The organism is Alcaligenes pakistanensis (assembly GCF_014652815.1).
GTDB lineage: Bacteria > Pseudomonadota > Gammaproteobacteria > Burkholderiales > Burkholderiaceae_B > Alcaligenes > Alcaligenes pakistanensis.
This window is the reverse complement of the sequence record NZ_BMZN01000003.1, coordinates 377635-402805: the sequence shown is the minus strand read 5'-3', so window position 1 is coordinate 402805 and position 25171 is coordinate 377635. Positions and strand designations below refer to the sequence as shown.

Sequence of the window (25171 nt, the reverse complement as noted above, 5' to 3'; positions counted from 1 at the left end):
TATTGTGAATATTTCGGTAAGGTGTAGGGTTGCCTGTCTATAGCCAGAGTAAAGATATCGGTTTTTAAATTTTTAAAGAAATACTAGGAAAAATGAAGAAATTTGCTCTTATCGGTGCAAGTGGATACATCGCACCTCGTCACATGCAGGCTATCAAAGCAACCGGTAATGTGCTGGTTGCTGCAGTGGACCCAAATGATTCCGTAGGTATCATTGATAGCCACTTTCCTGATGCTCATTTTTTTACTGAGTTTGAACGTTTTGACCGGCATATTGATAAGTTAAGTCGTGCAAAAAATGGTGAGGCTGTGGACTATATGTCCATCTGTTCACCCAATTATCTGCACGATTCTCATATGAGGTTTGCTCTGCGTTCTGGTGCGGATGCAATTTGTGAAAAACCTCTAGTATTAAATTCCTGGAATATCGATGGCTTGTTAGATATCGAGCGTGACACAGGAAAGAAGGTAAATACTATTTTGCAGTTGCGTGTTCACCCAGCGATTATTGAGTTACGGGAAAAGGTTTTAAAAAATAAAGATAAAAAAACAAAATACGATGTTGATTTAACCTATATCACCTCTCGGGGTAATTGGTATCACCAGTCTTGGAAGGGTGATGAAAAGAAGTCAGGTGGTATTGCCACTAATATCGGTGTGCACTTTTTTGATATGCTGCATTTTATTTTTGGTGATTTGCAGAAAAATACTGTGCATACACGTACGGATAGCAAAGCAGCAGGTTTTCTTGAGTATGAGAATGCTAGGGTGCGTTGGTTCCTGTCCATTGATGTGGAAGATGTTCCTCAAGCTGCCCAAGAAAAAGGTATGCGTACATTCCGTTCGATTACCGTAGACGGCGAGGAGATCGAGTTTTCGGGTGGTTTTACCGACTTGCATACGCGCAGCTACGAGGAAATCCTGGCAGGACGGGGCTTTGGCCTGGAAGAGAACCGCACGGCAATTTCCACAGTGCAGTTTATCCGTACTGCGGATCTAGCCACTTTGCAGGGTGATTACCATCCCTTCTTGCAAAAATGAGCTACTACAAACACGAATCGGCCATTGTGGATGAAGGCGCCCAGATCGGATCGGGCTCTCGCGTTTGGCATTTTGTACATGTCTGTGGAGGAGCCAGAATCGGGTCTGGTGTATCTCTGGGACAAAATGTTTTTGTCGGTAATAAGGTTTTGATTGGGGACAATTGCAAGGTCCAGAACAATGTCTCGGTTTATGACAATGTGACCTTGGAAGAGGGAGTGTTTTGCGGCCCTAGCATGGTGTTCACCAATGTTTATAATCCGCGCTCCTTAATCGAGCGTAAGGATCAGTACCGCGACACGCTTGTGCGCACCGGAGCAACCTTGGGCGCCAATTGCACAATTGTGTGTGGTGTCACGATAGGAAAATTCGCTTTTGTGGGTGCTGGGGCTGTAGTCAATACCGATGTGCCTGACTATGCCTTGATGCTGGGCGTTCCAGCCCGCCATAAAGGCTGGATGAGTGAGTTTGGGGAGCAATTGGATTTGCCCTTGAAAGGGGCCGGACAGTCTGTGTGCCCTCACTCAGGGGCTATCTATGAATTGCACAATGATCGTTTGATTAAACGGGAAGTCCAACAGTCATGATTGAGTTTACGGATTTACACGCTCAGCAAACCCGTATCAAGTCTGAAATTGATGCGGGCATTGCACGAGTTCTACAGCATGGTCGCTATATCCTAGGTCCAGAAGTGGTGGAGCTGGAGGAAAAACTCGCCGATTATGTCCAGGCCAAATATTGCATCAGCTGCGCCAATGGCACTGATGCTTTGCAGATTGCTTTAATGGCTTTGGGGGTGGGGCCTGGTGATGAGGTCATCACGCCTGGCTTTACCTATGTTGCTACCGCTGAGACGGTGGCCGTATTGGGGGGCAAGCCTGTTTATGTGGACGTGGATCCGGCTACGTACAATCTGGATCCGGCTGTGCTGGAGGCTGCGATCACGCCTCGTACCAAAGCGATTATTCCTGTGTCCATGTATGGCCAATGCCCTGATTTTGATGCCATTAATGCCATAGCTTCAAAGCACGGCCTGGCCGTCATCGAAGATGCGGCCCAAAGCTTCGGGGCCACTTATAAGGGGCGCTCCTCTTGCAATCTGTCCACAATTGCCTGTACCAGTTTTTTCCCTAGCAAGCCTTTGGGTGGCTATGGGGATGGCGGTGCTATCTTTACCAACGACGAGAGTTTGGCTACGGTGATGAGGCAAATTGCACGCCATGGTCAAGACCGACGCTATCATCATGTGCGCATTGGTATCAATAGTCGTTTGGATACCTTGCAAGCAGCGATTTTGCTGCCTAAATTGGCAATTTTGTCTGAAGAGCTAGCTATGCGCGAGGTGGTTGCGCAACGTTATAACGCTAGTTTGCAAGCGATCGGAATTAAAAATACTCCCTTGGTTGAACCACATAACCGGCATGTATATGCCCAGTACACCATCCGGGTTCAACAGCGAGATCACGTACAGGCCAGCCTGCAAAAGGCCGGTGTGCCTACTGCAGTCCACTATCCTATTCCTCTGAACCGACAACCCGCTGTACAGGACTTGGATGCTGTACTGCCGGTGGGCGATTTGATTGCCACTGAAGTTCTCAGTCTGCCCATGGGGCCTTATCTGAAGAATGATGATATGGATCACATCGTCCAAGCGTTACAGGCCTGCGTACCGCGTTAATTTCGATGAAGGCTGCGAGCTAATCTCGCAGCCATTTTTATGCAAAATAGTTATTGGAAAACCGTACTCTCCGTCTTTACTGGATCGGCGATTGCCCAGGTAATTCCAGTGCTGGGTGCGTTGTTAATCGCTCGGCAGTTTGGACCTGGTCAGTTTGGCCTGTTTTCAGCATGGTTGGGCATTGTCATCATTTTGTCGACGGCTCTTACCGGTCGATTGGAAGTGTCCCTAGCCCTTGAGCGGGACGGGCGCTTTCGCAACGCGGCGACTTTTGCTGTGTTGGCTACTACTTTGCTAATTGCCGTACTGGCGCTGTCGGTGCTGGTTCTGCTTTATCTGTTTACCAGCTACAACTATTTTGACACCTTGATGTTGCTGGTTGTACTTGTTCCTTGCGCCACTCTGTTCTCCTTGAACCAGGTTTGGCAGTCTTGGGCTGCTGCTGAAGGTCGCTTTCGTCAGTTGAATATGATGCGAGTAGTCCAGTCTGTTTTTGTGGTGGCTCTACAGATTTCGGCTGGTTTTCTTTGGCCTAATGCGACCGCGCTTGCCCTGTCCTATGCACTGGGGCTGCTGTTGGCTCAGATCTACTGCATGTGGTTACTGCCGGTGTCGCTGCGCTGGTTTCGACGTTGTGGGCCTCTGACGCTTGCTTATGCCCGTCGCCATCGTAAATTCCTTGCTTTTTCTTTGCCCGCTGACTTTATCAATGCGTTGGCGATCCAACTGCCGGTCATGATTGTTGCCCATCGTTTTGGCGCTGAAAGCGCCGGGTATCTGGCCTTGGTTATACGAGTTTTGGGTTTGCCCCTGTCTTTTCTTGGTAAGGCTGTTTTGGATGTGTTCAAGCGCCAGGCATCAATGGCCTTTCGAGAGCGGGGCGAGTGTCGGGACGAGTATGTACGTACGTTCTGGGTCTTGGGGGCAGGGTCTGCGCTGTTTGCTGTGGGCGCGTATTTCTTGTCAGAGCCTGTCTTTGCGATTGCATTTGGTGAGGAGTGGCGTCCTGCAGGTGCGATAAGCGTGTTGCTGGTACCTATGTTTACCTTGCGTTTCATCGCCAGCCCGCTAAGTTACGTAATATATATTTTTAATAAGCAACAAGTCGATTTGGTATGGCAAACCTGCCTGCTGGCCATGACCTACGGCGTGCTGAGCTATGTGAATACAGAGATGGCGGCCATCTTCATCTATTCTGTTTCCTACGCTTCACTCTATGTGGTGTATCTGGCTATTTCCTATCGATATAGTTGTGGTGAATCGCACAAACAACGAGCACGTTTATGATCGGAATACTGGACTACGGCTGCGGCAATATAAATTCGGTGATCCGGATGATTCAAAAGCTTGGGGGGACGGCCACCAAGGTGTCTACTGCGCAGGAAATTACTGCAGTCGACCGACTTATTATTCCGGGCGTCGGTGCTTTTGATCATGGGATGCAGCAGCTGCATGACAGGGAGCTGTTGCCTGTACTGGAGCAATTTGCCCTGCAAGATAAAAAGCCAGTATTAGGTATATGTCTAGGCATGCAACTGATGTGTCGTGCTAGCCAGGAGGGTAGTTTGCCCGGTCTTGGATGGATTGATGCTCAGGTAAGGCGCTTTCAAAGTACGCCTGAAAGGCCACTGAAAATACCGCATATGGGGTGGTCCGAGGTGGATGTCGTCAAGACAAACCCCTTGTTGCAGGAAGGCGAGCGCCGACATCGCTTTTATTTTGTACATGCCTACAAGGTTGAAGCAGCCTGCGCACAGGATGTTCTGGCGACTGCCGATTATGGAGGCACTTTTGTCGCGGCATTCCAGCGCGAGAATGTCATGGGAGTGCAATTTCACCCCGAAAAAAGCCACCAGTTTGGTTTTGGACTGATGAAAAATTTTATGGCTGAGGCGGTATGAAGCCACGCGTTATCCCTGTTTTATCGTTGAAAAACGGTGGTTTGGTTAAAACCCGCCGGTATCAGGATCCCAAGTATGTGGGTGACCCTACCAACGCGATTCGCATTTTCAATGAAAAAGAAGTAGATGAGCTGGTCGTGCTGGATATTGGGGCGTCCAGTGCCGGCTCGGCTCCCGATCTGGAGGTAGTTCGCCTGTTTGCTGAAGAGTGTTTTATGCCCTTGACCTACGGGGGCGGGATTCAGAACCTCCAGCAGGCAGAACATATCTTTGAGCTGGGAATTGAGAAAGTCAGTTTGCAGTCTGCTGTAATGCAAGACACCCGCTTGATACAGGACATCGCTCGTATCTATGGGCAGCAAAGCGTGGTGCTGGGTGTGGACATTAAAAAGAACTGGCTAAAGCAGCCCAAGTTGTATGCCTCGCAAACGGGGAAGCTGCTTAACCGCTCAATCTATGATTATCTGGCCGAACGAGTTGATGCGGGCGTAGGGGAAGTCCTCTTGAGCGCGGTTGATCATGACGGCATGATGGATGGCTACGATCTGGATTTGATCCACTCGGTAGCTAGCCGTTTGCCTGTGCCTGTAGTCGCTTTAGGTGGTGCCCGTTCGATGGATGATTTCAATCAGGCTTTACAGGCGGGAGCCTCTGCTGTCGCGGCCGGCGCTATGTTCGTATTCAAAGGCCCACACCGCGCAGTACTGATCAATTACCCGAAACGGGCCGAGTTTGACTCTTTGGATGATATTGAATGAATCAACATTACCAGGTGTGTTCGCGCTGTGTCATGGACACCAGTGCACACGACATTGTTTTTAACAGTGACGGTGTTTGTAATTACTGTACGGACTTGGAGGCCAGCAACAAGCACACCTTAGGTTTGGCGTCAGAAGAAAAAGAAAGGCGCTTGCAGGCCTTGGTTGCTGAGGTTAAGGCCCAAGGCAAGGGTAAGCCTTACGATTGTATTGTCGGCGTATCGGGCGGGGTAGATAGCTCTTGGGTACTCGTCAAGGCGGTAGAGCTAGGCCTGCGCCCTTTGGCTGTACATATGGATAACGGTTGGAACTCTGAGCTGGCTCAGAACAATATTGAGAACCTGATCAATGGGCTGGGCGTAGATTTGTATACCCACGTTATCGACTGGCATGAGTACCGCAAGTTGATGCAGGCTTTTTTTGATGCCAATGTTGTCGATATAGAGCTGCTCTACGACAACGCGATGACCGCGGTGAACTATCAGCAAGCTGCCAAGTATGGTTTGAAACATTTGTTAGCCGGTACGAATGAGGCGACGGAGGGGATGCTTATCCCTAAAAGCTGGAATTGGTTCAAATTTGATAAAGAAAATATCACTAGCATTGCAAAAAAGTTTTCAGACGTAAAAATAAAAACATTTCCGTTGTTTGGGATAGCTGATTATATTTGGTATGCACTAGTAAAAAAAATACACTGGGTCTCTATATTGGACTTGATGGAATTTAATAAATTTTCGGCAATGCAAGAATTGCAGGATAAGTATGGATATAAGCCATATCCCTATAAGCACTATGAATCTATATTCACGAGATTTTATCAAGGCTACATACTTCCAGAGAAATTTGGCGTAGATAAGCGTCGGGTGCATCTTAGTACGTTAATTGTAAATGGCCAAATAACAAGAGAAAATGCAGTAGAGGATTTGAAGAAAATACCTTATCCAAATATGCAAGAATTAGAGGAAGATAAGAAGTATTTTCTTAAAAAAATGGGATGGACTGAAAGCCAGTTAAATGCATACTTGGTTGCGGATCGAGTAGAGCATGATCATTATCCAACTTCATATTATAAGTGGAAGAAGTTGACAGGTTTTTATCGATCCATTCGTGGTTGAGTGTATATAAAGATGAAATTTTCTGTATTGATGTCAGTGTACTTCAAGGAAAAGCCAGATTATTTAGATCAGGCTTTCAGGAGTTTGTTGACTGCGACGGTTCATGCGGATGAGGTGGTCGTTGTTTTAGATGGCCCTGTAACTGAGGGTCTAGAAACCGTTATTAATGAGTACGCGAGCCAGCTCCCATTAAAACTAGTTAGATTGAAAGAAAATCTTGGCCTTGGACCCGCTTTAAATCATGGTCTGGAACAATGTAAGCATGAATGGGTTGCCCGATTTGATACGGATGATATAAATTTCCCTGAAAGGTTTGAAAAGCAGATCGAGTTTGTTAACCAAAATCCTACAGTGGATATTGTCGGAAGCTGGGTAATAGAATTTAATAATGATATTTCAGATGCTTATGGTGTTAAGAAAGTTCCAGTAAGCCATGCGGAAATAATAAAGTTTGCGAAATTCAGAAACCCATTTAACCATATGACAGTTATGTTTAGAAAGGGTAAGGTACGGGGGCTGGGCGGGTACAAGAGTGAAAGTTTGTATGAGGATTACGGCTTATGGGTTCGCCTGATACAAGCAGGGGCTAAGACAGCGAACTTAGGCATACCGTTGGTGTATGCCAGAGCAGGGTTGGAAATGGTGAGAAGGCGAGGTGGTTTGTCTTATGCCAAGAATGAGTATCGGTTCCAAAAAGGGTTCTATCGCAGCGGCTTTATCAGCTTTCCAGAGTTTGTTTTTAATGTTTTTAGTCGCGTCCCTTTAAGACTGTTAGGAGGGAGTGTGCGATTTTTTGTTTATAAGAACTTCTTGAGGGAAAGGAAATAACCGATGGTTAGTAAAGATATAGAAGAAAATCGGGTTTCTATAATAATTCCAGTTAGGAACGTAGAGGATTATGTTGAAGAGGCTGTAAAAAGTCTCTTTTCTCAAACATATAAAAATATAGAAATAATTATAATTAATGATCACTCCGTGGATAGAACCAGAAGCTTGCTTGATGGCTTGGCAAAGTTAGATAGCAGACTGAAGGTTTACGACGCTATTGGAAAAGGGAAAGTAGCCGCTTTTAATCAAGGATGGAGTGTCTGTTCTGGGGAGTATATTTTTCTATTTGCCGGTGATGATGTTTTGCCGAATAACTCTATTGAGAATCGTTGCCTTTTGTTTGGTGATGGTGTTGATGTAGCAACTGGAAAAATCAAAAGCTTCAGTAATAATAAGAAATATGATGGTATTGTTTACCCCAAAAAAAATGCTCCCAATTTGAGCGGCGGAGCGGCTGGTTTTACTCGTGAATTTGCAAATAAGATTTTCCCAATACCGGAGTTGCTTCCTAATGAGGATGTTTGGACGTCTCTGCACATTCGGGCGTTTGCAAAAAAAATAAATTGGACTAACGATATTATTCTGAATTATAGAATTCATGAAAATAATTCTATGGGGTTTGGAGTTGCTTTTGATAAAAAAAGTGAAATAATAGGATCTAGAAATAAGGCGTATAAATTATTTTTAGAAAAATACAAAAATGTCTTAGACTTAGAGAATTTAAATTATTTGGATGGAAAAATAAAGGCTGAGGGTCTTCGTAAAGAAGGGAGGATATGGTCTTTATTGTTTCTGGGGGGAGTGTCATTGAAGGACCGATTGGCTAATATTTCGTTCAGCTCCGAATTGACTTATAAGGTCCGTGTGGTGCTGGAGAAATATCTATCGGGTAGATGATTGATGAATGCCAACGAAAAGAGCCATGGGAAATTGGCATTAATAATATTTTTACTTTTTGTGGGTGTGTATCCTGCTTATTCGTATTTGAAATATAACCACAATTTTCTCCCCTGGTTCCCTTTTATTTCAATACCGTTTATTTTCTCTATTTTTTATTTTATTACTTTTTTTAATACCATTAAAAAACAAGAAAGAGGCCTCTTTTTTTGGTTGTCATTGTTGTTGTTTTTTTATGGTAGTTGTATAGCATTTTTTAGCTTGTTCGCAGTTTATGATTTTAGCCCTGTTCTGGCTCTAAAATTGTTGGCTGCGACAGTTATTCAGATTTCATGCTTACTTCCGATTTGCTTGTCCTTTGATTGTATTCATCAGCGTTTGTCTGAGGATAGGCGCGGCTTGGTATTTCTCTCATTAGTTCCGTTAATTATAGTTGTAATAGATGGAGTTCTGAGAGGGCGAGAGTTTTATGGTACTTGGGAGCTATATCAGCAGGAAGGTGCACCATTGGTGTACTTGGCAATGTCTGATGCTTTTGCTGTAATTGGTCTTTTAGTGTATGTATACTCTGCTGGATTTTATAAATCTTTGTATTTTGTAATTTCCTTATTAGGAATTTATTTTACATACTCCAGGTCGAGCTTGTATTTTTTTACTATCTCTATATTTATTTTTGAGATATTTTTAAAAAGAAATATTTATTTTTTATTTATTTCCGGTCTTGGTGCGGTTACATTATTTGTAGTAGCTCTTTTGAACGGCGCGGCTGACAGTAGGTTTTTGGTATTGCTGACAGACCCTTGGTCGGACCCCTCTTTTGTTGGCAGGTTAGAGTTTTTCAAAGAGGGCATCGAAGACATATCTAACCATTTTCTATTCGGTAACTATGGTTATGAGGTCTTGAGGGATGGTGATACCGGGGGGTATATCCATAACTTTCTCTCTTACTGGGCTGCTTACGGGGTTCTGTATTTTTTGGTGCTGTCTGCTATTTTGTTTTTTGTTTGTCTGTATATTATTCGGAATCTGAGTTTTTTCCGATTTAATTCTTTCTACCATTTCCCGGTATTGATTTTTATTTACTCTTTTGTTTCCGGTATGGTGTCCAAGGCTTATGTATGGCCATTTTTATGGTTTGCGGTCATCTTTATCTGCTCACTTAAGATTCAGAGAAGATGAGATAAGTTTGGAGTTGATGGTGTTGGTGCGTTGTTGATCGCAACGCTCCAGTATTATCTGAAAAAGGGGCTGTGGATCGAGGTTTTATCGTCAGCGCGCCCCAAAGCCTGTCAACATGGTTTTAATAGTTAGAAAGACTATGTGAAGATCCAAATAGGTAGAACAGTTTTTGATGTAATAGAAATCATGTTCAATTTTGATGCGGGTGGCATCCGCATCATCTGTATATCCTTGGCGGACCTGCGCCCATCCCGTTATGCCAGGCTTGACTACGTGCCGATAGTTATAAAACGGAATCAGTTGATCGAATTGTCGCGCAAAATCGGGTTGTTCGGGGCGGGGGCCAATTAGGCTCATTTCACCTTTAACAATGTTCAGAAACTGTGGGAGCTCGTCAATACGCAGTTTTCGAATAACCCTACCAATGCGTGTGATGCGAGGATCATCTTCGCCAGCAAACTGCTGCGATTGTTCTCGATCAAAACGCATGCTGCGGAACTTATAGATAGTAAATTCTTTATTCCCCAAGCCGATACGCTGTTGGGTGTAAATTGCGGGCCCGGGGCTTTCCAGCCTAATTAATAAAGCGGTCAGTAGGCCTATTGGCAAGACGATCGGCAGCGATAGCAGAACAATAGTCAAATCCATGACTAATTTGGTCGTCTCATAGACGTTGGTAGGTAGCAATGCGCCCAAATTGTTTTCGGACATACGGTTGATGCGTACCCGTCCGGACAGGGATTCGTAAACGAAGCTTGCGTCATAAACAGGAATCCGTTTCAAGGCGCACTGTGTCAGGAAGCGCTCGTCATCCTTGCTTAAGGCGTGGAAGTCCGCGACTACCGCATCGTAGCGGACGTCTTCGAGGTCCAAGGTCTCCAGAGAGCGAGAATCCACATGCTCAAGCTCGAACAGGTGATCGCTCATCCCGCCCTTGATGACCGCCAGCTTCAAGCGTCGATATTTTTGGGTGCAGAAGTGCTCCAGGTAAAACCAGAACAACGCACAGGCCCCACTGCTCAACAAGATGAAACGGGAAAGATTCAACATTAAGAGCAAGGAGATCAATGCGACCAAGGCATAAATAGTGATGACCTGGGGAGCAATGAACATGCTGGATTGGCCTCCTGGGTAGGAGGTATTTATCTTACGTACTAAAAAATGTGAAATAACAAATGCCACCGAGGCGACGATCAGCGCTGTCTTCTGGCCCAGGTCGGGCGTTAATAAACCGTTCCACCCCCAATGCAGTGCAGTAGGCAGAGCAACAGAGATCAGCCATCCCAAAAGGAGCAGGAATAGAGGTGAGAGCAAAATTTGCTCATGTTTTTTGCGGAAGCGGCGGCTAGGTAAAGCGCTCATATCTACGGTCGTATAGGGGTGAGAAAAAGAAATGTATAGCTGCAGTCCATGAGCAAGCTTCTATTTACTTCTGATGACACTCATAACCAACACTGTGAGCGTCCCCAAGAATAGACCGAAAATAATCCCCATAATAATAATCAAGGGCTTGACTGGTTTGATGGGCTCGTAAGGCGCGTTGGCCACCATATCGATGCGGGCAACAGAGAAGGCCGGGTTCACATTAATCGCTTGTAGCAATGCTTGTTGGGTCAACAGTTTGGGTAACCCTGCAATATAAGCATCGCGATCTTTGCTATCGTTTAACACTTCAATTTCGGCTTGTAGCGATTTTGTTCCACGCATGTAGCTCGCTTCTGGAGCAATGTTGTCGTGTACAGGGGCACTGCCTAGGGAAATGACCGTGGTACCTGGGAGAGGGTTTTCCAGTCCCATTGCACTGGCAATAGCCAAGGAATCTTGAAGTCGACTGATTTTCAAGGTTTTTATGTCACGTTCCAGTTTGCGCAAGGCTGCGATTTGTTCGGTCGTACTTTCTTTCTTAGCGGTAACTTCGCTTTTGAGGTTTTTTAAGAGTTCTTCATGGGTTGAGGCTATGGCCAGATCCATATACGTGTTGGCCCACTGTGCTGCTGTTTTTGAGTCCTTGTCTTGAATCGACAGAGTTATGACTTTGTCTTCTTCGGTCGGATCACCGATTTTCAGTGATTTATCAAGTTTTTTTACTATCTTCTCAGCTGCTTCTTGATCTTTTGGCTGAAAATGGGGGAGGTAATGATCCCGGAGAAACTGGGCCTTGATGGAGTCGGATTTAAGCTGAGTGTGCAAAATGTCGTACACACGGTCAGAAGTCAATGTTCTTTGGGTTTCTTTACCTGCTATCCCGATGTCAATCATGCCCAAAGCTTCAGAGTACTCTGCCAGATCACTGTTTTTGGGAGGTAGAACTTTCGTTGAAGCTTGATAAATTGGTGATGCAGAGAATGCGTAGACGACAGCGAGACAAGAACAGACCAAAGTAATCCCAATGATTGTTTTTTTTGCTCTCCACAGCAACTCTACCAAATCGGTCAAACTGATATTCTGGTTATTGTCTTCACGGTTTGATCTAGAGGTATTCACACGCACTCCGGGTATTAGTCAATGTTTAGCTGGTCCAAGGCCGCTAGCCTTTAATTTTAAGCTTATTGTGTTTAAAACGTTTATTTCAGATGATGTAAATTACGATTTTTAGCGTTATGAATGTTAATGAGACTTAATTCCTGTGTTTTTCTATGAAATTTCAAACAAAAGCTTGGCTATGTTACAAATTGCTTGCCATCAATGTGACAGTGCAAGATGGGAGTGCTGAGTTGACCGCTCTATGCACGATTGATTGAGTAATAATAGCGACTAATGTGTGAGGTCTGAGTGTTTCGCGGTAAGTTACCAGACAAAGTTAGCAAGTAAAGATAAACAGCACTGATAGTGTTTGTTGCCAGTTGTAAATGCCGGTTCTTGCTGTTTTTGCCTCGGTGGTTGTTGTATTGAAGTGACAGTGTGCATGTGAGTCGGAGCATATCCTGGACAGGGTGGGAGGGCTACGTCGGTGCGAGTAAAGGCTCTAGCTAAGGCCATGGGACGCACACCAGCCGCATGTGTTTGGTCAGTGCTTTATATAAGGCTTCTGCGGCCTTGGCCACAAAAATAAGACATATGAAATATAGAAGTGACATAGATGGGTTACGCGCTTTGGCAGTCCTTTCCGTCCTGATTTTCCACCTCAACTCTGAGTGGTTACCTGGTGGATTTATTGGAGTGGACGTTTTTTTTGTGATCTCGGGATTCTTGATAAGTCAGATTATAAAAAATGAAGTTCAAGAGGGCAGGTTTTGTTTTTTTGATTTTTACAAAAGAAGAATACGTAGAATTCTTCCTCCTCTCTATATTGTATTGCTCTGTTCGTTGTTGATCGGTTATTTTATTCTTTTGCCGGAAGATTTTAATCAGTTTTTCTATTCTCTCGTTTACTCTTCTGCTTTTTTTGCTAATCGTTTTTTTTCAAAAGATGGTGGTTATTTTGATATTTCATCTGATGAAAAGCCGCTATTGCATATTTGGTCGCTATCTATAGAAGAGCAGTTTTATTTTATTTGGCCTCTTTTGTTGGTTCTTGTTTTTCATTTTTTATCTAAATATAAGAAGAACCAAGAAGCTTGGCTTGCTGGATTCGTGGCATGTACTGTTTTTTTAGGATTTTTGTATAGTCATTTTTATCTGAGTCTCTCCGAGGCAGGGGATTCAGTCTATTTTTTGCTGCGTTTGCGTTTTAGTGAGTTACTGGTGGGGGCTTTATTTGCCTTCTTGCCTGTCTACCAGCCTCGGCGAGGGTGCCACTTATTTCAGTGGACTGGGGTAGTGCTGATTGCTTGTGGCTTGTTCATGTTGGACAAACATTCGCTGTTTCCCGGGCTCAATGCCCTCTTGCCTTGTTTGGGAGCGGGTTTGTTCATATACGGGGGCCGCTCTCAACAAGCTGCAGGCGGTCTCGTAATGCGGATTTTCCAGATGCGCTGCTTGGTGGGAGTGGGGTTGATCTCCTACTCTTTGTATTTGTGGCATTGGCCTGTTTTGGCCTATTTGCGCTATGTCTACGGATCCTATGTCTTAGCCGCCAGCTGGCTGCTTGTCGCTGTGCCCTTCATGTTTTTCGTGGCGTATTTGTCGTACCGATTTGTGGAGCTACGTTGCAAACGACTGAATCTTAGTTTCACGGCTGCTTTTTTATGGTTGTTTTTAGCGCCGGCGTTAGGTTTGGCAGGACTAGGTGCAGGGCTTAAGGCAGTCAAGCCTACTTTGAGTTTTGATCCTTCTTTGTTGAGCTATGGGACTGATGTATGTCACGGCAGTTTTGACAAACGCTGTCTTCGTGGCGCTCCAGGATTACCTCCCCGCGTATTGGTGACGGGGGACTCCCATGCTGCTGCGTTGAATTCTTTTATTGATGAGGTTGGGCGCCAGGAAGGCTGGCAGGCCTATGTGGTGACGGGTAGCTCCTGTTCTCCAGTTTTTGATTTTAATGAGAGTGTCTTACCAGAGTCCTCGCGTGAACCCTGCAAGAACCTGAAAGCTTATGTCAAGACAGATTACCGTCAGTATGAGGCAGTCGTGTTTACGTCCTTCTGGTCCTATCAATTAGGGAAAGAGCCAGAGCGTGCTGATCCGGATTATTTACCAAAGTTAGAACGCACATTGCGCAGCATCGCAGAAACGACACCGGTGTATGTCTTGTCGGATGTGCCCGAGTTGTCTGTCTCTCCTATTCGCCTGGAGCTCTTTGATCGTTTAGGGCTGAGTGTTGAGAGAGTATCGGGACGAAAGGCCGAATCAGCTAACGCCCGAATCAAACAGATCGTCGATCGCCTTCCTAATGTGCATTGGATTGATTTGGGGCCAGCCGCGAGTCAGCTTTCCGCTCAAGGACGTTACGCGGGGCGTATGGCTTACTTTGACAATAATCATTTAAATGTCTATGGCTCAACTTCTTTAGGTCAGTTATTTGTGCGCGAAGGTCATCGCTTGTTGCCCCCTTGAGGTGAGCCTGGCGTTATCTTGGCTCTAGTTATTCGTAGCCGCCAAGAATATTTGCGTAAAGAATTGATTTTTTATTATTTTTAGTTATAAGTAAATAAAGATGCGTCTCTCGAACAGGTTTAATCTTCAGTTTTAGCCTGTTTCTAGAGATTTTTATGCTTTCCCGTTATTTAGCGCCCAGCCTTTTCGCTCTCTCTGTTTCCTTCTCCGCACAGGCTGCTGAGCAAGCGCTGGAGATCGGCTATCTACCCATCATGCCTGCTGCTCAATTGTTCGTGGGCTTAGGATCTGGCGACTTATTGCCTGAGGGGCAGCCCGAGCCCAAGCTGGTCCAGTTTCAAAGTGGCCCTGCGCTGACACAGGCTTTGATCGCCGGTCAGCTGGATGTGGCTTATGTCGGTATTGGACCCGCCCTGGTTGCTAAGGCCAAGGAAGCCGATGTCAAGGTTGTGGCCTCTAATATTGTCGAACAGGTCAGCGTGGTGGCGATTGGTGATTTGGCCAGCTATCTGGATGCGGACAAGCCGGATTTTGCAGCTGCCGTTGCTAAGTTCACTCAGGAGAAAGGGCACAAGCCCAAGGTGGCCAGCTACCCTAAAGGAGCTGTGCCTGAAGCCGCCTTGCAGTACTGGCTGCGCAATATGCTGAAAGTGGACCCGACGGTTGTCGAGGTAATCTATCAGGGCGAAGCCCAGATTCAGCAGGCTTTGAGCAACCAGGCAGTGGATGCTGCGGCCATTCTTGAGCCTACGGTCAGTCAGATCTTGAAGCGCCAGCCTGATGCCAAAATTGTGGCCCATGGTGGCGAACTTTTCCCTAATGAGCCCGGTTCGGTGCTGCTGGTGCGCGAATCCTTAATCGAATCCAAGCCTGAGTTGGTTCAGCATTTGGTCAACGCCCACTTGCGTGCAACGGCTATGTTGCGTGATGAGCCTGCCAAGGCAACGCCTTATGTACAGAAGTATGTAGGCGGTGGCCGCCTGCCCAAGGATATTGTGCTGGCCGCTATCGAGCGTTCACACGATCAGTTCCAACCTGATCCTCGCAAGATTATTGATGGCACCGCGCAGTTGCAGGACTTCCAGGTTTCCTTGGGAACCTTAGCGACCAAACTGGCGGATGTTCAAAGCCTGTTTGATGTCCGCTTTTATGAGAAGGCAGCTCCGTAATGAGTGTCGCAAAACAAGCAAGTCTGCCCGTTTCTGCCCCTGCTCCTGCAGGGGCAGTGCTTGATGCCTTATGGCGTCGTGGTCTGGAGCGGATTGTTTACGGCCTGGCCGGCCTCGCGCTGTTTATCCTGGTGTGGCGTCTGGCTTATGTCTATGGCTGGGCTCCCCGGGGCACTTTGCCAGATCCCTTAAGTCTGCCTTCGGCCTTGTTGCAGGAAATCGAGGCCGGCCGACTGTGGCCTGCGGCTCAATCCAGCCTGGTGCATTATTTCTGGGGCCTGGGTGTTGGGACGATTCTGGGGATTGTGTTCGGCCTGGCAGCCGCAACGATTCGTCGTTTTGATTTGTTGCAAGCCTATCTGGTGCGTTTGCTACGCCCTATCCCCCCTTTAGCGTGGGTGGTGTTTGCGATTGCCTGGTTCAAGGTTAGCCATACTGGCGCGGCCTTTGTCATTGCTATTGGTGTGTTCTGGCTGAACTACTTTGCGACATATAGCGCGGTGCGTTCGGTAGACCCGCGTTATTACGAGCTGGCCTCGGCGTTTGGGCATAACTCTTACTTTTCTCGTGCGTGGACAGTGGTTCTGCCAGCGATCAGCCCCGGCTTGCTCAGCGGTGTACGTGCCGGTATCGGACAGGCCTGGATGACCTTGATTGCTGCTGAGTTGCTGGGTGTGCCCGGCATGGGGCAGGAAATGAATGCGGCTGCGGGTGTGGGTGCGTATGACGCGGTGGTGGTCTATATGTTGATTATCTCGGTGGTCTATACATTGTGCGACATGCTTTTTCTGACTTTCAATAAATGGGTACTCCAGTGGCAGCCTTGATTCAATTCCAGGGATTTGGTTTTCAGTATCCCGGCTCGCCTGCGCCCGTGATTCGTGATGTGAACCTGGAGGTTCAGGCGGGGCATTTCGTCGCCATTGTGGGGGGCTCGGGGGTAGGTAAGAGCACCTTGTTGCGTGCAGCTGCTGGTTTGAGTCAACCCAGCTTTGGGCACCTGCGCTCCAATCTGCAAGACAGTCCTGGCCGCCGGGCCAACGCCTTTGTGTTTCAGGACAGCCGTTTACTGCCTTGGCGACGTATTGCCGCTAATGTGGCCTATGGCCTGGAAGGCTTGGGTCTGTCGCGGCAAGAGCGCGAGCAGCGTGTTGAGGCTGCGTTGAATCAGGTGGGTCTCGCGCATTTGAAGGATCGCTGGCCGCATCAATTGTCGGGTGGTCAGGTACAGCGTGTGGGTATTGCGCGGGCCTTGGCTGTACAACCGGATTTACTGTTGATGGACGAGCCGTTCTCTGCCGTAGATGCCTTAACCCGTCAGGCTTTGCAGGACGAGCTGGTGCAGGTTTGGCAGCGCAGTTCAGCAGCGGTTTTGTTTGTGACTCACGATATTGATGAAGCGGTGTTTTTGGCGGATACCGTCATCGTATTAGGGGGGAGCCCAGCTGGCGTTAGTGCCCGGATCGAAATTGATCTGCCCCGCCCCAGAGACCGTAATACGGCCCGCTTTGGGGAGTTGGTCAAAGAGGTTGGCCAAGCTCTGTAGTCTTACCCATCTTCATTCTGTAAAACTCCTTCGCCGTAAACGCCGCTGCAATCCTGAGCGTTGTCAGGGCAATTAACTGTGCATAGCAATCTGTGTGTTTGACCTTCCTATAAGGGGAAGCTTGAGACTACAGTTTTTGATATAGCAACTACCTGGAAACAGGGTTGCAGTTAGTTGTTTTGTAAGGGTTCCATCATGCAGCTAGGCACACTCACGCCACGCCAGGAAGGCTGGTCGTTGTGATCGATATATTGCTGATGTGGGGCTTACTCCGTCTGTTTAAGATGCGTATGCCCGCTGTCTACGCGTTCCCTTTGCTGGCTTATGTGTTCCCGGAGCAATCGCTCAGCTTATTGCCAGTGGCCGCATTGCTGGTGTCGGGGCTTTCCTTGAGTGCGGTACTCATGTTTCATAAGCTGCAAAAGGCTGCTTAGCCTCCTGGTTGAGGGGCTGGTTTCTTTTTGGCGTTTGCCCGATAGAGGATCGCCTTACACTGAGTGTTTGATGCCTAAGGATAAAAAGGGAGAAGACATGCAGCATCCGGTCAATGCGTTCAAGCAGGCTTTGCAGCAGGGTAAAACTCAAATTGGTTTATGGCATGGTCTGGCTAGTCCCTATGTCGCCGATCTGTGCGCGGGTTTGGGGTACGACTGGATACTGCTGGACGGCGAGCATGTCCCCAATACGGTGCAGACTTTACTGGCGCAATTGCAGGCTGTGGCGGCGCACCCCATTGCTCCGATTGTGCGCCCCAGCTGGAATGATCCTGTGCAGATCAAGATGCTGCTGGATATGGGGGCGCAGAACCTCTTGATTCCTATGGTGCAGAATGCCGGGCAGGCTCAGGCTGCTGTAGCCGCCGTGCGTTATCCCCCCGAGGGCATTCGTGGTGTGGGTGCAGCCTTGGCGCGAGCAGCTCGCTGGGGGGCGACGCCGGACTATCTGGAGCGAGCCAACCAGGAGATGTGTGTGCTCTGTCAGGTGGAAACTCGCGAGGCCCTGGATAATCTGGACGAGATTCTGGCGGTAGAAGGAGTGGATGGTATTTTTATCGGCCCGGCAGATTTGGCAGCCAGTATGGGGTATCTAACCGAGCCGGGCCATCCAGACGTCTTGTCAGCCATTGAGGATGCGATTGTTCGTATTCGTAGGGCTGGTAAAGCGCCCGGGATTCTGCAGGCGAATGTCGAGGCGGCTCATCACTATCTCTCCCTAGGAGCCTTGTTTGTGGCCGTAGGCGTGGATGCGGTTTTGTTGCGACAGGCAGCAACGGCTTTGCTTGGTCAATTCAAGGATGAAGTTGTAGTGCCTGTTGCACAGCCGGGTGCTGCTTATTGAGGTGCCTTGTTAACCTGGCTTCTTGTGGCGCAGGCCAAGCGGTGTGCCCAGTGCCTTGAAAGACAGGGCGTTTTTATAAGTACATGGTCTTGGCTGTCCCATCGGCCAAGGCCTGCTTTCTTAGGCTCCGCTGTCGAGCAGGAAGCTGAGTAAGGTTTCGGCGCTGGGTTGCAAGTCATTACGGCGGCGCACGCCGATCAGAATTTCTCGCTGACTCCATTCTTCCTCCAGCTCAATGACGCGCGTATTGGGGATCTGATAAATGCTGGCGCTTTTGCGGGGCAAGATGCCAATGCCCATGCCGGCATTAATCAATAAACACATCGCGTCATAGCCCGAGACCTCGGTACGGATACGCACCGAACGGTTGGCTTCCATGGCGGTTTTGGTGATCTGGTAATGCAGTTGCGTCCCTGTCAGTAGGGTGATCTGCTCATGTTCCAGAGTTTGTTCGAAACGTACCTTCTCATGCTGAGCCAAGGGGTGCCTGTTGGGCACCAGCACTACCAGCTTGTCACTGCGAAACGGGTAGGCCTCAATATCGGCGGCGTAGGGTAGACGGGTAAAAACTCCCAGATCGGCCTTGCCCTCAGCCAGAGCACGAATAATATCCAGGCTGGTTTGCTCTTCCAGTTGCAGAGGAATAGCAGGATGCAGGCGTCCAAATTGCCCCAAGGGCTCTGCCAGAAACTGTGAGATTGCCGAGGTATTGGCCAGTATGTGCACCAAGCCTTGTTGGCCTTGTGAGTACGCTTGCAGGCGAGTCTCGATTTCTTGGGCGCTGTTGAGCAAGGCCCGTGATCGGTACAGCAGCTCCAGGCCCGCCGCCGTCGGGCTGACCCCCTTGTTGGTGCGCAGCAGTAGCGTCGTATTTAGAGACTGCTCCAGATCAGCAATTCGCCGGCTGACTGCCGCGGCAGCAATATGCTCACGTTCAGCGGCTTGGCTGATCGTGCCTTCTTCCAGGATCCGGACAAACAGTTTGAGGGTCAGAAGGTCCAATTTCATGCAGGCATCATATCGCTTTTTTTTGCTTATCTGCACATGGGGTGACGGTGGCAGCGGGGAGAATCATCGTCCTAAGCTATAAACGGCCCCGCTGGTTATTTCACGTTGCGTCTACACCTATACCCATCTGGATGTCGTGGCAGAAGGTGTCATCAGTCTGTATCGATAACGAACGGCCATCCGTGGTTTGGTGTCCGTTTATGAGCCTGCACAACTACGTTTTTTACCGCACGCTGTGATGACGCCTAAGCATAAAAAAGCCCTGCCAACATAAGGTTGGCAGGGCTGTGTACTGCTAAGCCTGATTGATTAGGCTTGTGGCTTGGCGCCCGACAGGATGTGACCAGCGTTAGGTACGCGGGTTTCCAGACCCAGGGTCTTGAGCATTTGGTACACGGTGCAAACAGCGGCGGACAGAACGGGCTTGCCGATCTGGTCTTGAGCGCGCTGGATGGCTGGCAGGGAAGGCATCTGCACGCAAGCGGACAGAATGACAGCGTCCACGCCGTCGTGGTTCAGGCGCTTGACGTGCTCCAGCAGGTTCTCTGGGTTCAGCAGGCCAACTTCCAGGTTGTCCGACACTTCCAGGCTGATGGAGTCTTGAACTTCAATGCCCTCAGCTTCGATGTAGTCGGCCACGCGCTTGGTCAGTGGCTTCATGTAAGGAGTGATGATGGACACTTTCTTGTAGCCGAATTCTTTCAGCGTATCGACCAGGGCTCCGGCCGAGCTCAGTACAGGAATTTCCACGCCGTTTTCTTTAACGGTGTTTTGCAGACGGGCTTGCGAGGCGCGGTGGTAACCGTCGCCTTGGGCCATGATGGCCACCAGGCAAGCGTAGGCCATCACGTTCATGCGAGCGTCGGCCAGCTCAACGGCACAACGGTCGCTGGCGATGTCCATGGCTTTCAACTCTTCAGGGGTCACCTGCATCATGCGCATGCGCGAGGAGTGGAACGTGAAGCGCTCTTCAGGAAACTCGGCATAACGAGCCTGCAACATGGCAGGAATCTCGGTTTCCATGGTGGTGTTGGAGCTGGGAACGATCTGGCCGATGCGGTAGGTTTTCATAAGTATCTGTCTCTGAAGGTGGTTTTTAGATTGACGCCTTCATTCTAGGACCCGTGTTCTTCCTTGCAAATCAATCATCTGTCAACGTGCCATCGCCAACGGCGATGGCAGGAACGGGATGATCAGGAGCGGCCGGATTGCCAGCGCCAGGCGTCGTCGCACATTTCCTGAATGCCTTTTTCAGCTTCCCAACCCAGGGTTTCACGCGCTTTTTGGGTGTCTGCCCAGCAAGCGGCAATGTCGCCAGGACGACGGGGAACCAGATTATAGGGAATGGCGTGGCCACAACTGCGTGAAAAAGCGGCAATCATATCCAGCACGGAATAGCCTTGGCCCGTCCCTAAGTTGACAGTCAGCAGTTCGCTGTCTTTGGCTTGAAGATGCTCCAAGGCGGCAACGTGGCCTTTGGCCAAATCGCTGACATGGATGTAGTCCCGCACGCCGGTGCCATCGGGTGTGTCGTAGTCGTGGCCGAAGACTTGTACTTGTTCTCGTTGTCCGGTGGCGACTTGGGCAATATAGGGCATCAAGTTATTGGGGATGCCTTGTGGGGCTTCGCCAATCAATCCCGATTCGTGGGCGCCGACAGGGTTGAAGTAGCGCAGCAAGCCAATACGCCAACCGGCTTCGCTCTGGTAAAGGTTGCCCATGGCTTGTTCCAGCACCAGTTTGGTATGACCATAGGTATTGGTCGCCGACAATGGATGTGTTTCAGGGATAGGCAACTGCTGGGGGTCGCCATACACCGTGGCTGAGGACGAAAAAACCAGGCTGCGTACATTGGCTTGTTGCATGGCCTGCATCAAAGTCAGTGTGCCGGTGAGGTTGTTATCGTAGTACTTGAGCGGCTGGGCCACCGATTCGCCGACCGCTTTCAAACCCGCAAAATGGATCACGGCGGCAATAGTGTGCTGTTTGAAAATACTATCGAGCAAGGCGCGGTCCCGGATATCACCTTCAATGAAATCGGGTTGAGTGCCGGTGATTTGCTTGATGGCATTCAGGACATTTTTGTGGCTATTGCTCAAGTTATCCAGGATCAGAACCTGATAACCGTGGCCAATCAGCTCAACACAGGTGTGAGAGCCGATAAAGCCGGTACCGCCAGTTACAAGAATGGTTTGGGGCATGGGTCTTTCCAGTTAAAAGCACGTTGAAAAGATGATTTAATCCAGGCGCTTCAAAGCGGTTTTGTAATGGCCGCCGCGTTCCGCGTAGACCTGTGCATTGTGACGCAGTTTGGCGATGTCCTCATCACTTAGGCTGCGTACTGCTTTTGCGGGGGAACCAATGATTAAGCTGCGTTCGGGAAAGACCTTGCCTTCAGTAACTAAAGCGCCAGCGCCAACCAGGCTGTCTCGGCCGATGACAGCACCATTCAGGACTACAGCCTGAATGCCGATCAGGGAGCCTTCACCCACAGTACAGCCATGCAACATGGCTTGGTGGCCGATGGTGACGTGGTCGCCAATATCCAGGGGATAGCCGGGATCGGTATGCAGCACTGCACCTTCTTGCACGTTCGAGCCTACGCCCACGGTAATGGTTTCGTTGTCACCACGGATGACGGCGCCGGGCCAGACACTGCTTTGCTCTTTTAATACAACCTTGCCAATCAGGGTGGCCTCTGCGGCAACAAAGCTGCTGTCGTCGATTTCGGGGGCGAATTGATCTAATTGGTAGATAGGCATGAAAGATCCTTGGGTAATGTGCTTTTTTGCCCATGACCTCATTAGGAGGGATGGGCAGAAAGGACGTATGAAAAGAGGGAAGGTGATGGCAGCGTGGCGTGTAACTGCCAGTGCGGCCATTGTGGCTGCACTGTCTGGATCAGGTTATCAGGACTAGCCTGGGGTTAAATCTGCTCACCAAATAAATCGTACTCACTGGAATCCGTAATGCGCACGCGCACCATTTGGCCGGGTTCCAGTTTTTGTTCACTGGTGATGAAAACGTTGCCATCAATTTCAGGGGCGTCGGCGCTGGAGCGGCCAACGGCATCGCCGTCTTCGTCGATTTCATCAATCAGCACGTCCACTTCCCGGCCTACCTTGGCAGCCAAGCGGGCAGAGGAAATAGCTTGTTGATGTTCCATGAAACGCTCCCAACGTTCTTGTTTGACTTCGTCGGGGACGATGCCATCGAGCTTGTTGGCGGGGGCGCCTTCAACGGGCGAATACTGGAAGCAACCCACACGATCCAGTTGGGCTTCGCTCATCCAGTCCAGCAGGTATTTGAAGTCGTCTTCGGTCTCGCCGGGGAAACCGACGATAAAAGTGGAGCGGATGGTCAGATCGGGGCAATCCTGACGCCATTGTTTAACGCGCGACAGGGTGCGGTCTTCAAAGGCAGGGCGCTTCATGGCGCGCAACACCGAGGGGCTGGCGTGCTGGAAGGGAATATCCAGGTAAGGCAGCACTTTGCCTTCAGCCATCAGTGGAATGATGTTGTCTACGTGCGGGTAAGGGTAGACGTAGTGCAAACGTACCCAAGCGCCTAGTTCAGACAAGGCGGCGCTCAGGTCCAGCATGCTGCTCTTGACGGGGCGGCCATTCCAAAAGCCGGTGCGCTGACGAATATCTACACCGTAGGCGCTGGTGTCCTGAGAGATCACCAGCAGCTCTTTGACGCCGGCCTTGACCAGACGCTCGGCCTCGCCCAGAACGTCGCCTACAGGGCGGCTGACGAGCTTGCCGCGCATGGACGGGATGATACAGAAGCTGCAGCTGTGATTACAGCCTTCGGAAATCTTCAAGTAGGCGTAATGGCGCGGGGTCAGTTTGATGCCTTGTGGGGGCACCAGATCAATATAGGGATTGTGATCCAGCGAGGGCGGGGCGGCTTCACGCACGGCGCGCAATACCTGCTCGTACTGCTGGGGGCCGCTAACTGATAGAACGGAGGGATGCACCTCACGGATCAGCCCTTCATCCACACCCATACAGCCGGTGACAATAACGCGGCCGTTTTCAGCCAGAGCTTCGCCAATCGCTTCCAGCGATTCGGCCTTGGCGCTGTCGATAAAACCACAGGTATTAACCACCACCACATCCGCATTGTCGTAGTTAGGGGTGATTTGATAGCCGTCGGTACGCAGCTGAGTAAGAATTCGTTCGGAATCGACCAGGGCCTTGGGACAACCCAGGCTCACGAATCCGACTTTTGGGGCGCTCATAGAGGGTCCTTCTGGAGCTTGAGGGCTCGAAATTGGGAAATTGGCTTGATTTTACCGCTGCATGCCCGGATGCGTACGTATCTTGTCGGTCTGGGCCCGGTTAATACGACAAATAGTGCTACAGTCGCAGTCATATTTTTCTTTTCTAGCGGTTGTCCTGTGTCCGACACACATCTTTCCCCCTCCTTGCCCCTGTCCGAAATCATGCTGCTGAGCGCGCGCAATATTGAAGGCGTGCTGGCAGGCAAATCCCTGACTGAAAGTCTGGCTGCTACGCCAGCGCCTGCCCGTGCCGCGGTGCAATCCATCAGCTTTCACGTTTTGCGCCGTTTGGGCCATGCCCGTCAGATTCGTGTCACGCTGGTGCCACGTCAACCCAGCAATAGCTGGCTCGATGCCCTGTTGCTGGTGTCGCTGGCCTTGCTGGATACGGCCATGCGCGTTCAAGAGGATGCCAAGGCCTTTGAGGATCGCCCTGATGTACCGGTTTACGCCGTACACACAGTGGTGGATCAGGCTGTGCGGGCGGCGGATAGCCAGGCGGCTCTGCGGTTGTCCAAGGGTTTGGTCAATGGGGTGCTGCGCCGCTTCACACGCGAGCGCCAGATGGTGCTGTCCCAGGTGGAAAGCCGTCCAGAGGCCCGTTGGAACCACCCTGGCTGGTGGGTCAAGGAATTGCGTCGCGCTTACCCGCGTGACTGGGAAGTCTTGTTGCAGGCGTCCAATCGTCCTGGTCCGTTGACCTTGCGTGTTAACCAGCGTCGTTGCTCGGTTGAGCGTTTGCAGTCCGTGCTGACGGAAGCGGGTATTGCCTCCAGCAGTCCTGGGATTGGTGCCGTCACGCTGGACAAGGCTATGCCTGTGCAGGCGATTCCAGGCTTTGATCTGGGCTGGTGGTCGGTACAGGACTGGTCGGCTCAGCAAGCCGGGCTGCTCTTGCCGGTTCAAGACGGTATGCGGGTGCTGGATGCCTGCGCGGCACCCGGCGGCAAGGCGGCACATCTGCTGGAACAGGCCGATGTTTCTTTGTTGGCACTGGATTCGGACGGCGAGCGTCTGGAGCGTGTGGGCCATAACCTGCGTCGTCTAGGTCTAGAAAGCGACAAAGTGCAGCTTAAACGCGGTGATGCGGCACGTCCTGCGCAGTGGTGGGATGGTCAGCCCTTTGACGCTATTTTGGCTGACGTGCCCTGCACCGCTTCGGGAATTGTGCGTCGTCACCCTGATATTCGCTGGTTGCGCCGCGAATCGGACATTGCCGATACCGCACGTTTGCAAGGCTCTATACTGGATGCCTTGTGGTCCACTTTGCGACCCGGTGGGCATTTCCTGTATTCGACCTGCTCGATTTTCCCGGCAGAGGGGCAGGAACAGGTCGAGGCATTTTTGGCCCGTCACCCCGATGCGCAGCTCTTGGACTCTCCCGGTCAGATTTTGCCCGGCGTTGCGGGACGATCGCTGGCAGATGGCGACGGTTTTTTCTATGCCTTGTTTACGCGCCCGGTTTGACTTGTCACAATTAGGGCTCTGACT

At 49.7% G+C, this 25171-nt stretch carries 24 protein-coding genes; 17 read left to right on the top strand and 7 right to left on the bottom strand.

What is annotated here, in order from left to right; all coding sequences use genetic code 11:
* Positions 1-92 precede the first annotated feature (92 nt).
* From IE156_RS11150 to IE156_RS11105, 10 genes are read left to right on the top strand one after another with little or no spacing between them, the layout of a single operon-like run.
* A complete protein-coding gene (locus tag IE156_RS11150) occupies positions 93-1040 on the top strand; it encodes a Gfo/Idh/MocA family protein (protein ID WP_189392603.1) in 948 nt (315 codons plus the stop codon).
* A complete protein-coding gene (locus IE156_RS11145) occupies positions 1037-1627 on the top strand; it encodes an acyltransferase (RefSeq protein WP_189392602.1) in 591 nt (196 codons plus the stop codon). Before IE156_RS11150 ends, IE156_RS11145 begins: the two co-directional genes overlap by 4 nt.
* Positions 1624-2718, top strand: a complete 1095-nt coding sequence (locus IE156_RS11140; RefSeq protein ID WP_189392601.1) for a DegT/DnrJ/EryC1/StrS family aminotransferase — start codon at positions 1624-1626, stop codon at positions 2716-2718. Before IE156_RS11145 ends, IE156_RS11140 begins: the two co-directional genes overlap by 4 nt.
* 39 nt (positions 2719-2757) lie before the next feature.
* A complete protein-coding gene (locus IE156_RS11135) occupies positions 2758-4005 on the top strand; it encodes a lipopolysaccharide biosynthesis protein (RefSeq protein ID WP_189392600.1) in 1248 nt (415 codons plus the stop codon).
* Positions 4002-4619: an imidazole glycerol phosphate synthase subunit HisH gene (gene hisH, locus IE156_RS11130; protein WP_189392599.1), complete on the top strand. Its 618-nt coding sequence runs from the start codon at positions 4002-4004 to the stop codon at positions 4617-4619. Before IE156_RS11135 ends, hisH begins: the two co-directional genes overlap by 4 nt.
* Positions 4616-5377: an AglZ/HisF2 family acetamidino modification protein gene (locus IE156_RS11125; protein ID WP_189392598.1), complete on the top strand. Its 762-nt coding sequence runs from the start codon at positions 4616-4618 to the stop codon at positions 5375-5377. Before hisH ends, IE156_RS11125 begins: the two co-directional genes overlap by 4 nt.
* Positions 5374-6492: an N-acetyl sugar amidotransferase gene (locus tag IE156_RS11120; protein WP_189392597.1), complete on the top strand. Its 1119-nt coding sequence runs from the start codon at positions 5374-5376 to the stop codon at positions 6490-6492. The genes IE156_RS11125 and IE156_RS11120 overlap by 4 nt, the downstream gene beginning before the upstream one ends.
* 12 nt (positions 6493-6504) lie before the next feature.
* Complete coding sequence (locus IE156_RS11115; protein WP_189392596.1) at positions 6505-7320, top strand: glycosyltransferase family 2 protein; 816 nt, start codon at positions 6505-6507, stop codon at positions 7318-7320.
* Positions 7321-7323: 3 nt separating this feature from the next.
* Positions 7324-8217, top strand: a complete 894-nt coding sequence (locus tag IE156_RS11110) for a glycosyltransferase family 2 protein (RefSeq protein WP_189392595.1) — start codon at positions 7324-7326, stop codon at positions 8215-8217.
* A 3-nt stretch (positions 8218-8220) separates the two neighbouring features.
* Entirely contained in the window at positions 8221-9396 is a 1176-nt protein-coding gene (locus IE156_RS11105) for an O-antigen ligase family protein (RefSeq protein WP_189392594.1), read from the top strand.
* A 90-nt stretch (positions 9397-9486) separates the two neighbouring features.
* Here the strand turns inward: IE156_RS11105 and IE156_RS11100 are convergent, their stop codons facing one another.
* Positions 9487-10758: an exopolysaccharide biosynthesis polyprenyl glycosylphosphotransferase gene (locus tag IE156_RS11100; protein ID WP_189392593.1), complete on the bottom strand. Its 1272-nt coding sequence runs from the start codon at positions 10756-10758 to the stop codon at positions 9487-9489.
* A gap of 60 nt (positions 10759-10818) precedes the next feature.
* The gene (locus IE156_RS11095; RefSeq protein WP_189392592.1) at positions 10819-11880 is read right to left on the bottom strand and encodes an LPS O-antigen chain length determinant protein WzzB; all 1062 of its coding nucleotides are present in this window, start codon (positions 11878-11880) and stop codon (positions 10819-10821) included.
* Between the two features lie 609 nt (positions 11881-12489).
* Between IE156_RS11095 and IE156_RS11090 the strand changes: the two genes are divergently transcribed.
* The 6 genes from IE156_RS11090 to hpaI all read left to right on the top strand — a co-directional run bounded on the left by IE156_RS11090 (position 12490) and on the right by hpaI (position 18384).
* Positions 12490-14331, top strand: a complete 1842-nt coding sequence (locus tag IE156_RS11090) for an acyltransferase family protein (protein ID WP_189392591.1) — start codon at positions 12490-12492, stop codon at positions 14329-14331.
* Between the two features lie 155 nt (positions 14332-14486).
* Complete coding sequence (locus tag IE156_RS11085; protein WP_189392590.1) at positions 14487-15500, top strand: ABC transporter substrate-binding protein; 1014 nt, start codon at positions 14487-14489, stop codon at positions 15498-15500.
* The gene (locus tag IE156_RS11080) at positions 15500-16327 is read left to right on the top strand and encodes an ABC transporter permease (RefSeq protein ID WP_229841238.1); all 828 of its coding nucleotides are present in this window, start codon (positions 15500-15502) and stop codon (positions 16325-16327) included. The genes IE156_RS11085 and IE156_RS11080 overlap by 1 nt, the downstream gene beginning before the upstream one ends.
* Positions 16303-17046: an ABC transporter ATP-binding protein gene (locus IE156_RS11075; RefSeq protein WP_229841236.1), complete on the top strand. Its 744-nt coding sequence runs from the start codon at positions 16303-16305 to the stop codon at positions 17044-17046. Before IE156_RS11080 ends, IE156_RS11075 begins: the two co-directional genes overlap by 25 nt.
* A gap of 239 nt (positions 17047-17285) precedes the next feature.
* Entirely contained in the window at positions 17286-17480 is a 195-nt protein-coding gene (locus IE156_RS11070) for a hypothetical protein (protein ID WP_189392589.1), read from the top strand.
* A 97-nt stretch (positions 17481-17577) separates the two neighbouring features.
* Positions 17578-18384, top strand: a complete 807-nt coding sequence (gene hpaI / locus IE156_RS11065) for a 4-hydroxy-2-oxoheptanedioate aldolase (RefSeq protein ID WP_189392588.1) — start codon at positions 17578-17580, stop codon at positions 18382-18384.
* 120 nt (positions 18385-18504) lie between these two features.
* Here hpaI and IE156_RS11060 read toward each other — a convergent pair whose 3' ends face one another.
* The 5 genes from IE156_RS11060 to rimO all read right to left on the bottom strand — a co-directional run bounded on the left by IE156_RS11060 (position 18505) and on the right by rimO (position 23638).
* Positions 18505-19392 (bottom strand): LysR family transcriptional regulator, encoded by an 888-nt coding sequence (locus IE156_RS11060; RefSeq protein WP_189392587.1) that lies wholly within the window; start codon positions 19390-19392, stop codon positions 18505-18507.
* 309 nt (positions 19393-19701) lie between these two features.
* A complete protein-coding gene (locus tag IE156_RS11055) occupies positions 19702-20463 on the bottom strand; it encodes a maleate cis-trans isomerase family protein (protein ID WP_189392586.1) in 762 nt (253 codons plus the stop codon).
* A gap of 122 nt (positions 20464-20585) precedes the next feature.
* Positions 20586-21593 (bottom strand): UDP-glucose 4-epimerase GalE, encoded by a 1008-nt coding sequence (galE, locus tag IE156_RS11050; protein WP_189392585.1) that lies wholly within the window; start codon positions 21591-21593, stop codon positions 20586-20588.
* Positions 21594-21629: 36 nt separating this feature from the next.
* Positions 21630-22154 carry a gamma carbonic anhydrase family protein gene (locus IE156_RS11045; protein WP_189392584.1) on the bottom strand — a complete coding sequence of 175 codons (525 nt, stop codon included), beginning with the start codon at positions 22152-22154 and terminating at the stop codon, positions 21630-21632.
* Between the two features lie 164 nt (positions 22155-22318).
* Entirely contained in the window at positions 22319-23638 is a 1320-nt protein-coding gene (rimO, locus tag IE156_RS11040) for a 30S ribosomal protein S12 methylthiotransferase RimO (RefSeq protein WP_189392583.1), read from the bottom strand.
* Between the two features lie 204 nt (positions 23639-23842).
* Here rimO and rsmB point away from each other — a divergent pair, with 204 nt between their 5' ends.
* Positions 23843-25147 carry a 16S rRNA (cytosine(967)-C(5))-methyltransferase RsmB gene (gene rsmB / locus IE156_RS11035; RefSeq protein ID WP_189392925.1) on the top strand — a complete coding sequence of 435 codons (1305 nt, stop codon included), beginning with the start codon at positions 23843-23845 and terminating at the stop codon, positions 25145-25147.
* Positions 25148-25171: the final 24 nt, after the last annotated feature.

What these genes read in the sequence shown, in the direction of transcription:
- IE156_RS11115 (WP_189392596.1), top strand. Translation starts at nt 6,505, where the DNA reads ATGAAATTTTCTGTATTGATGTCAGTGTACTTCAAGGAAAAGCCAGAT.
- galE (WP_189392585.1), bottom strand. Translation starts at nt 21,593, where the DNA reads ATGCCCCAAACCATTCTTGTAACTGGCGGTACCGGCTTTATCGGCTCT.
- IE156_RS11085 (WP_189392590.1), top strand. Translation starts at nt 14,487, where the DNA reads ATGCTTTCCCGTTATTTAGCGCCCAGCCTTTTCGCTCTCTCTGTTTCC.
- IE156_RS11120 (WP_189392597.1), top strand. Translation starts at nt 5,374, where the DNA reads ATGAATCAACATTACCAGGTGTGTTCGCGCTGTGTCATGGACACCAGT.
- hpaI (WP_189392588.1), top strand. Translation starts at nt 17,578, where the DNA reads ATGCAGCATCCGGTCAATGCGTTCAAGCAGGCTTTGCAGCAGGGTAAA.
- IE156_RS11055 (WP_189392586.1), bottom strand. Translation starts at nt 20,463, where the DNA reads ATGAAAACCTACCGCATCGGCCAGATCGTTCCCAGCTCCAACACCACC.
- IE156_RS11075 (WP_229841236.1), top strand. Translation starts at nt 16,303, where the DNA reads ATGGGTACTCCAGTGGCAGCCTTGATTCAATTCCAGGGATTTGGTTTT.
- hisH (WP_189392599.1), top strand. Translation starts at nt 4,002, where the DNA reads ATGATCGGAATACTGGACTACGGCTGCGGCAATATAAATTCGGTGATC.
- IE156_RS11110 (WP_189392595.1), top strand. Translation starts at nt 7,324, where the DNA reads ATGGTTAGTAAAGATATAGAAGAAAATCGGGTTTCTATAATAATTCCA.
- rsmB (WP_189392925.1), top strand. Translation starts at nt 23,843, where the DNA reads ATGCTGCTGAGCGCGCGCAATATTGAAGGCGTGCTGGCAGGCAAATCC.
- IE156_RS11145 (WP_189392602.1), top strand. Translation starts at nt 1,037, where the DNA reads ATGAGCTACTACAAACACGAATCGGCCATTGTGGATGAAGGCGCCCAG.
- rimO (WP_189392583.1), bottom strand. Translation starts at nt 23,638, where the DNA reads ATGAGCGCCCCAAAAGTCGGATTCGTGAGCCTGGGTTGTCCCAAGGCC.
- IE156_RS11060 (WP_189392587.1), bottom strand. Translation starts at nt 19,392, where the DNA reads ATGAAATTGGACCTTCTGACCCTCAAACTGTTTGTCCGGATCCTGGAA.
- IE156_RS11140 (WP_189392601.1), top strand. Translation starts at nt 1,624, where the DNA reads ATGATTGAGTTTACGGATTTACACGCTCAGCAAACCCGTATCAAGTCT.
- IE156_RS11100 (WP_189392593.1), bottom strand. Translation starts at nt 10,758, where the DNA reads ATGAGCGCTTTACCTAGCCGCCGCTTCCGCAAAAAACATGAGCAAATT.
- IE156_RS11135 (WP_189392600.1), top strand. Translation starts at nt 2,758, where the DNA reads ATGCAAAATAGTTATTGGAAAACCGTACTCTCCGTCTTTACTGGATCG.
- IE156_RS11045 (WP_189392584.1), bottom strand. Translation starts at nt 22,154, where the DNA reads ATGCCTATCTACCAATTAGATCAATTCGCCCCCGAAATCGACGACAGC.
- IE156_RS11150 (WP_189392603.1), top strand. Translation starts at nt 93, where the DNA reads ATGAAGAAATTTGCTCTTATCGGTGCAAGTGGATACATCGCACCTCGT.
- IE156_RS11125 (WP_189392598.1), top strand. Translation starts at nt 4,616, where the DNA reads ATGAAGCCACGCGTTATCCCTGTTTTATCGTTGAAAAACGGTGGTTTG.
- IE156_RS11080 (WP_229841238.1), top strand. Translation starts at nt 15,500, where the DNA reads ATGAGTGTCGCAAAACAAGCAAGTCTGCCCGTTTCTGCCCCTGCTCCT.
- IE156_RS11105 (WP_189392594.1), top strand. Translation starts at nt 8,221, where the DNA reads ATGAATGCCAACGAAAAGAGCCATGGGAAATTGGCATTAATAATATTT.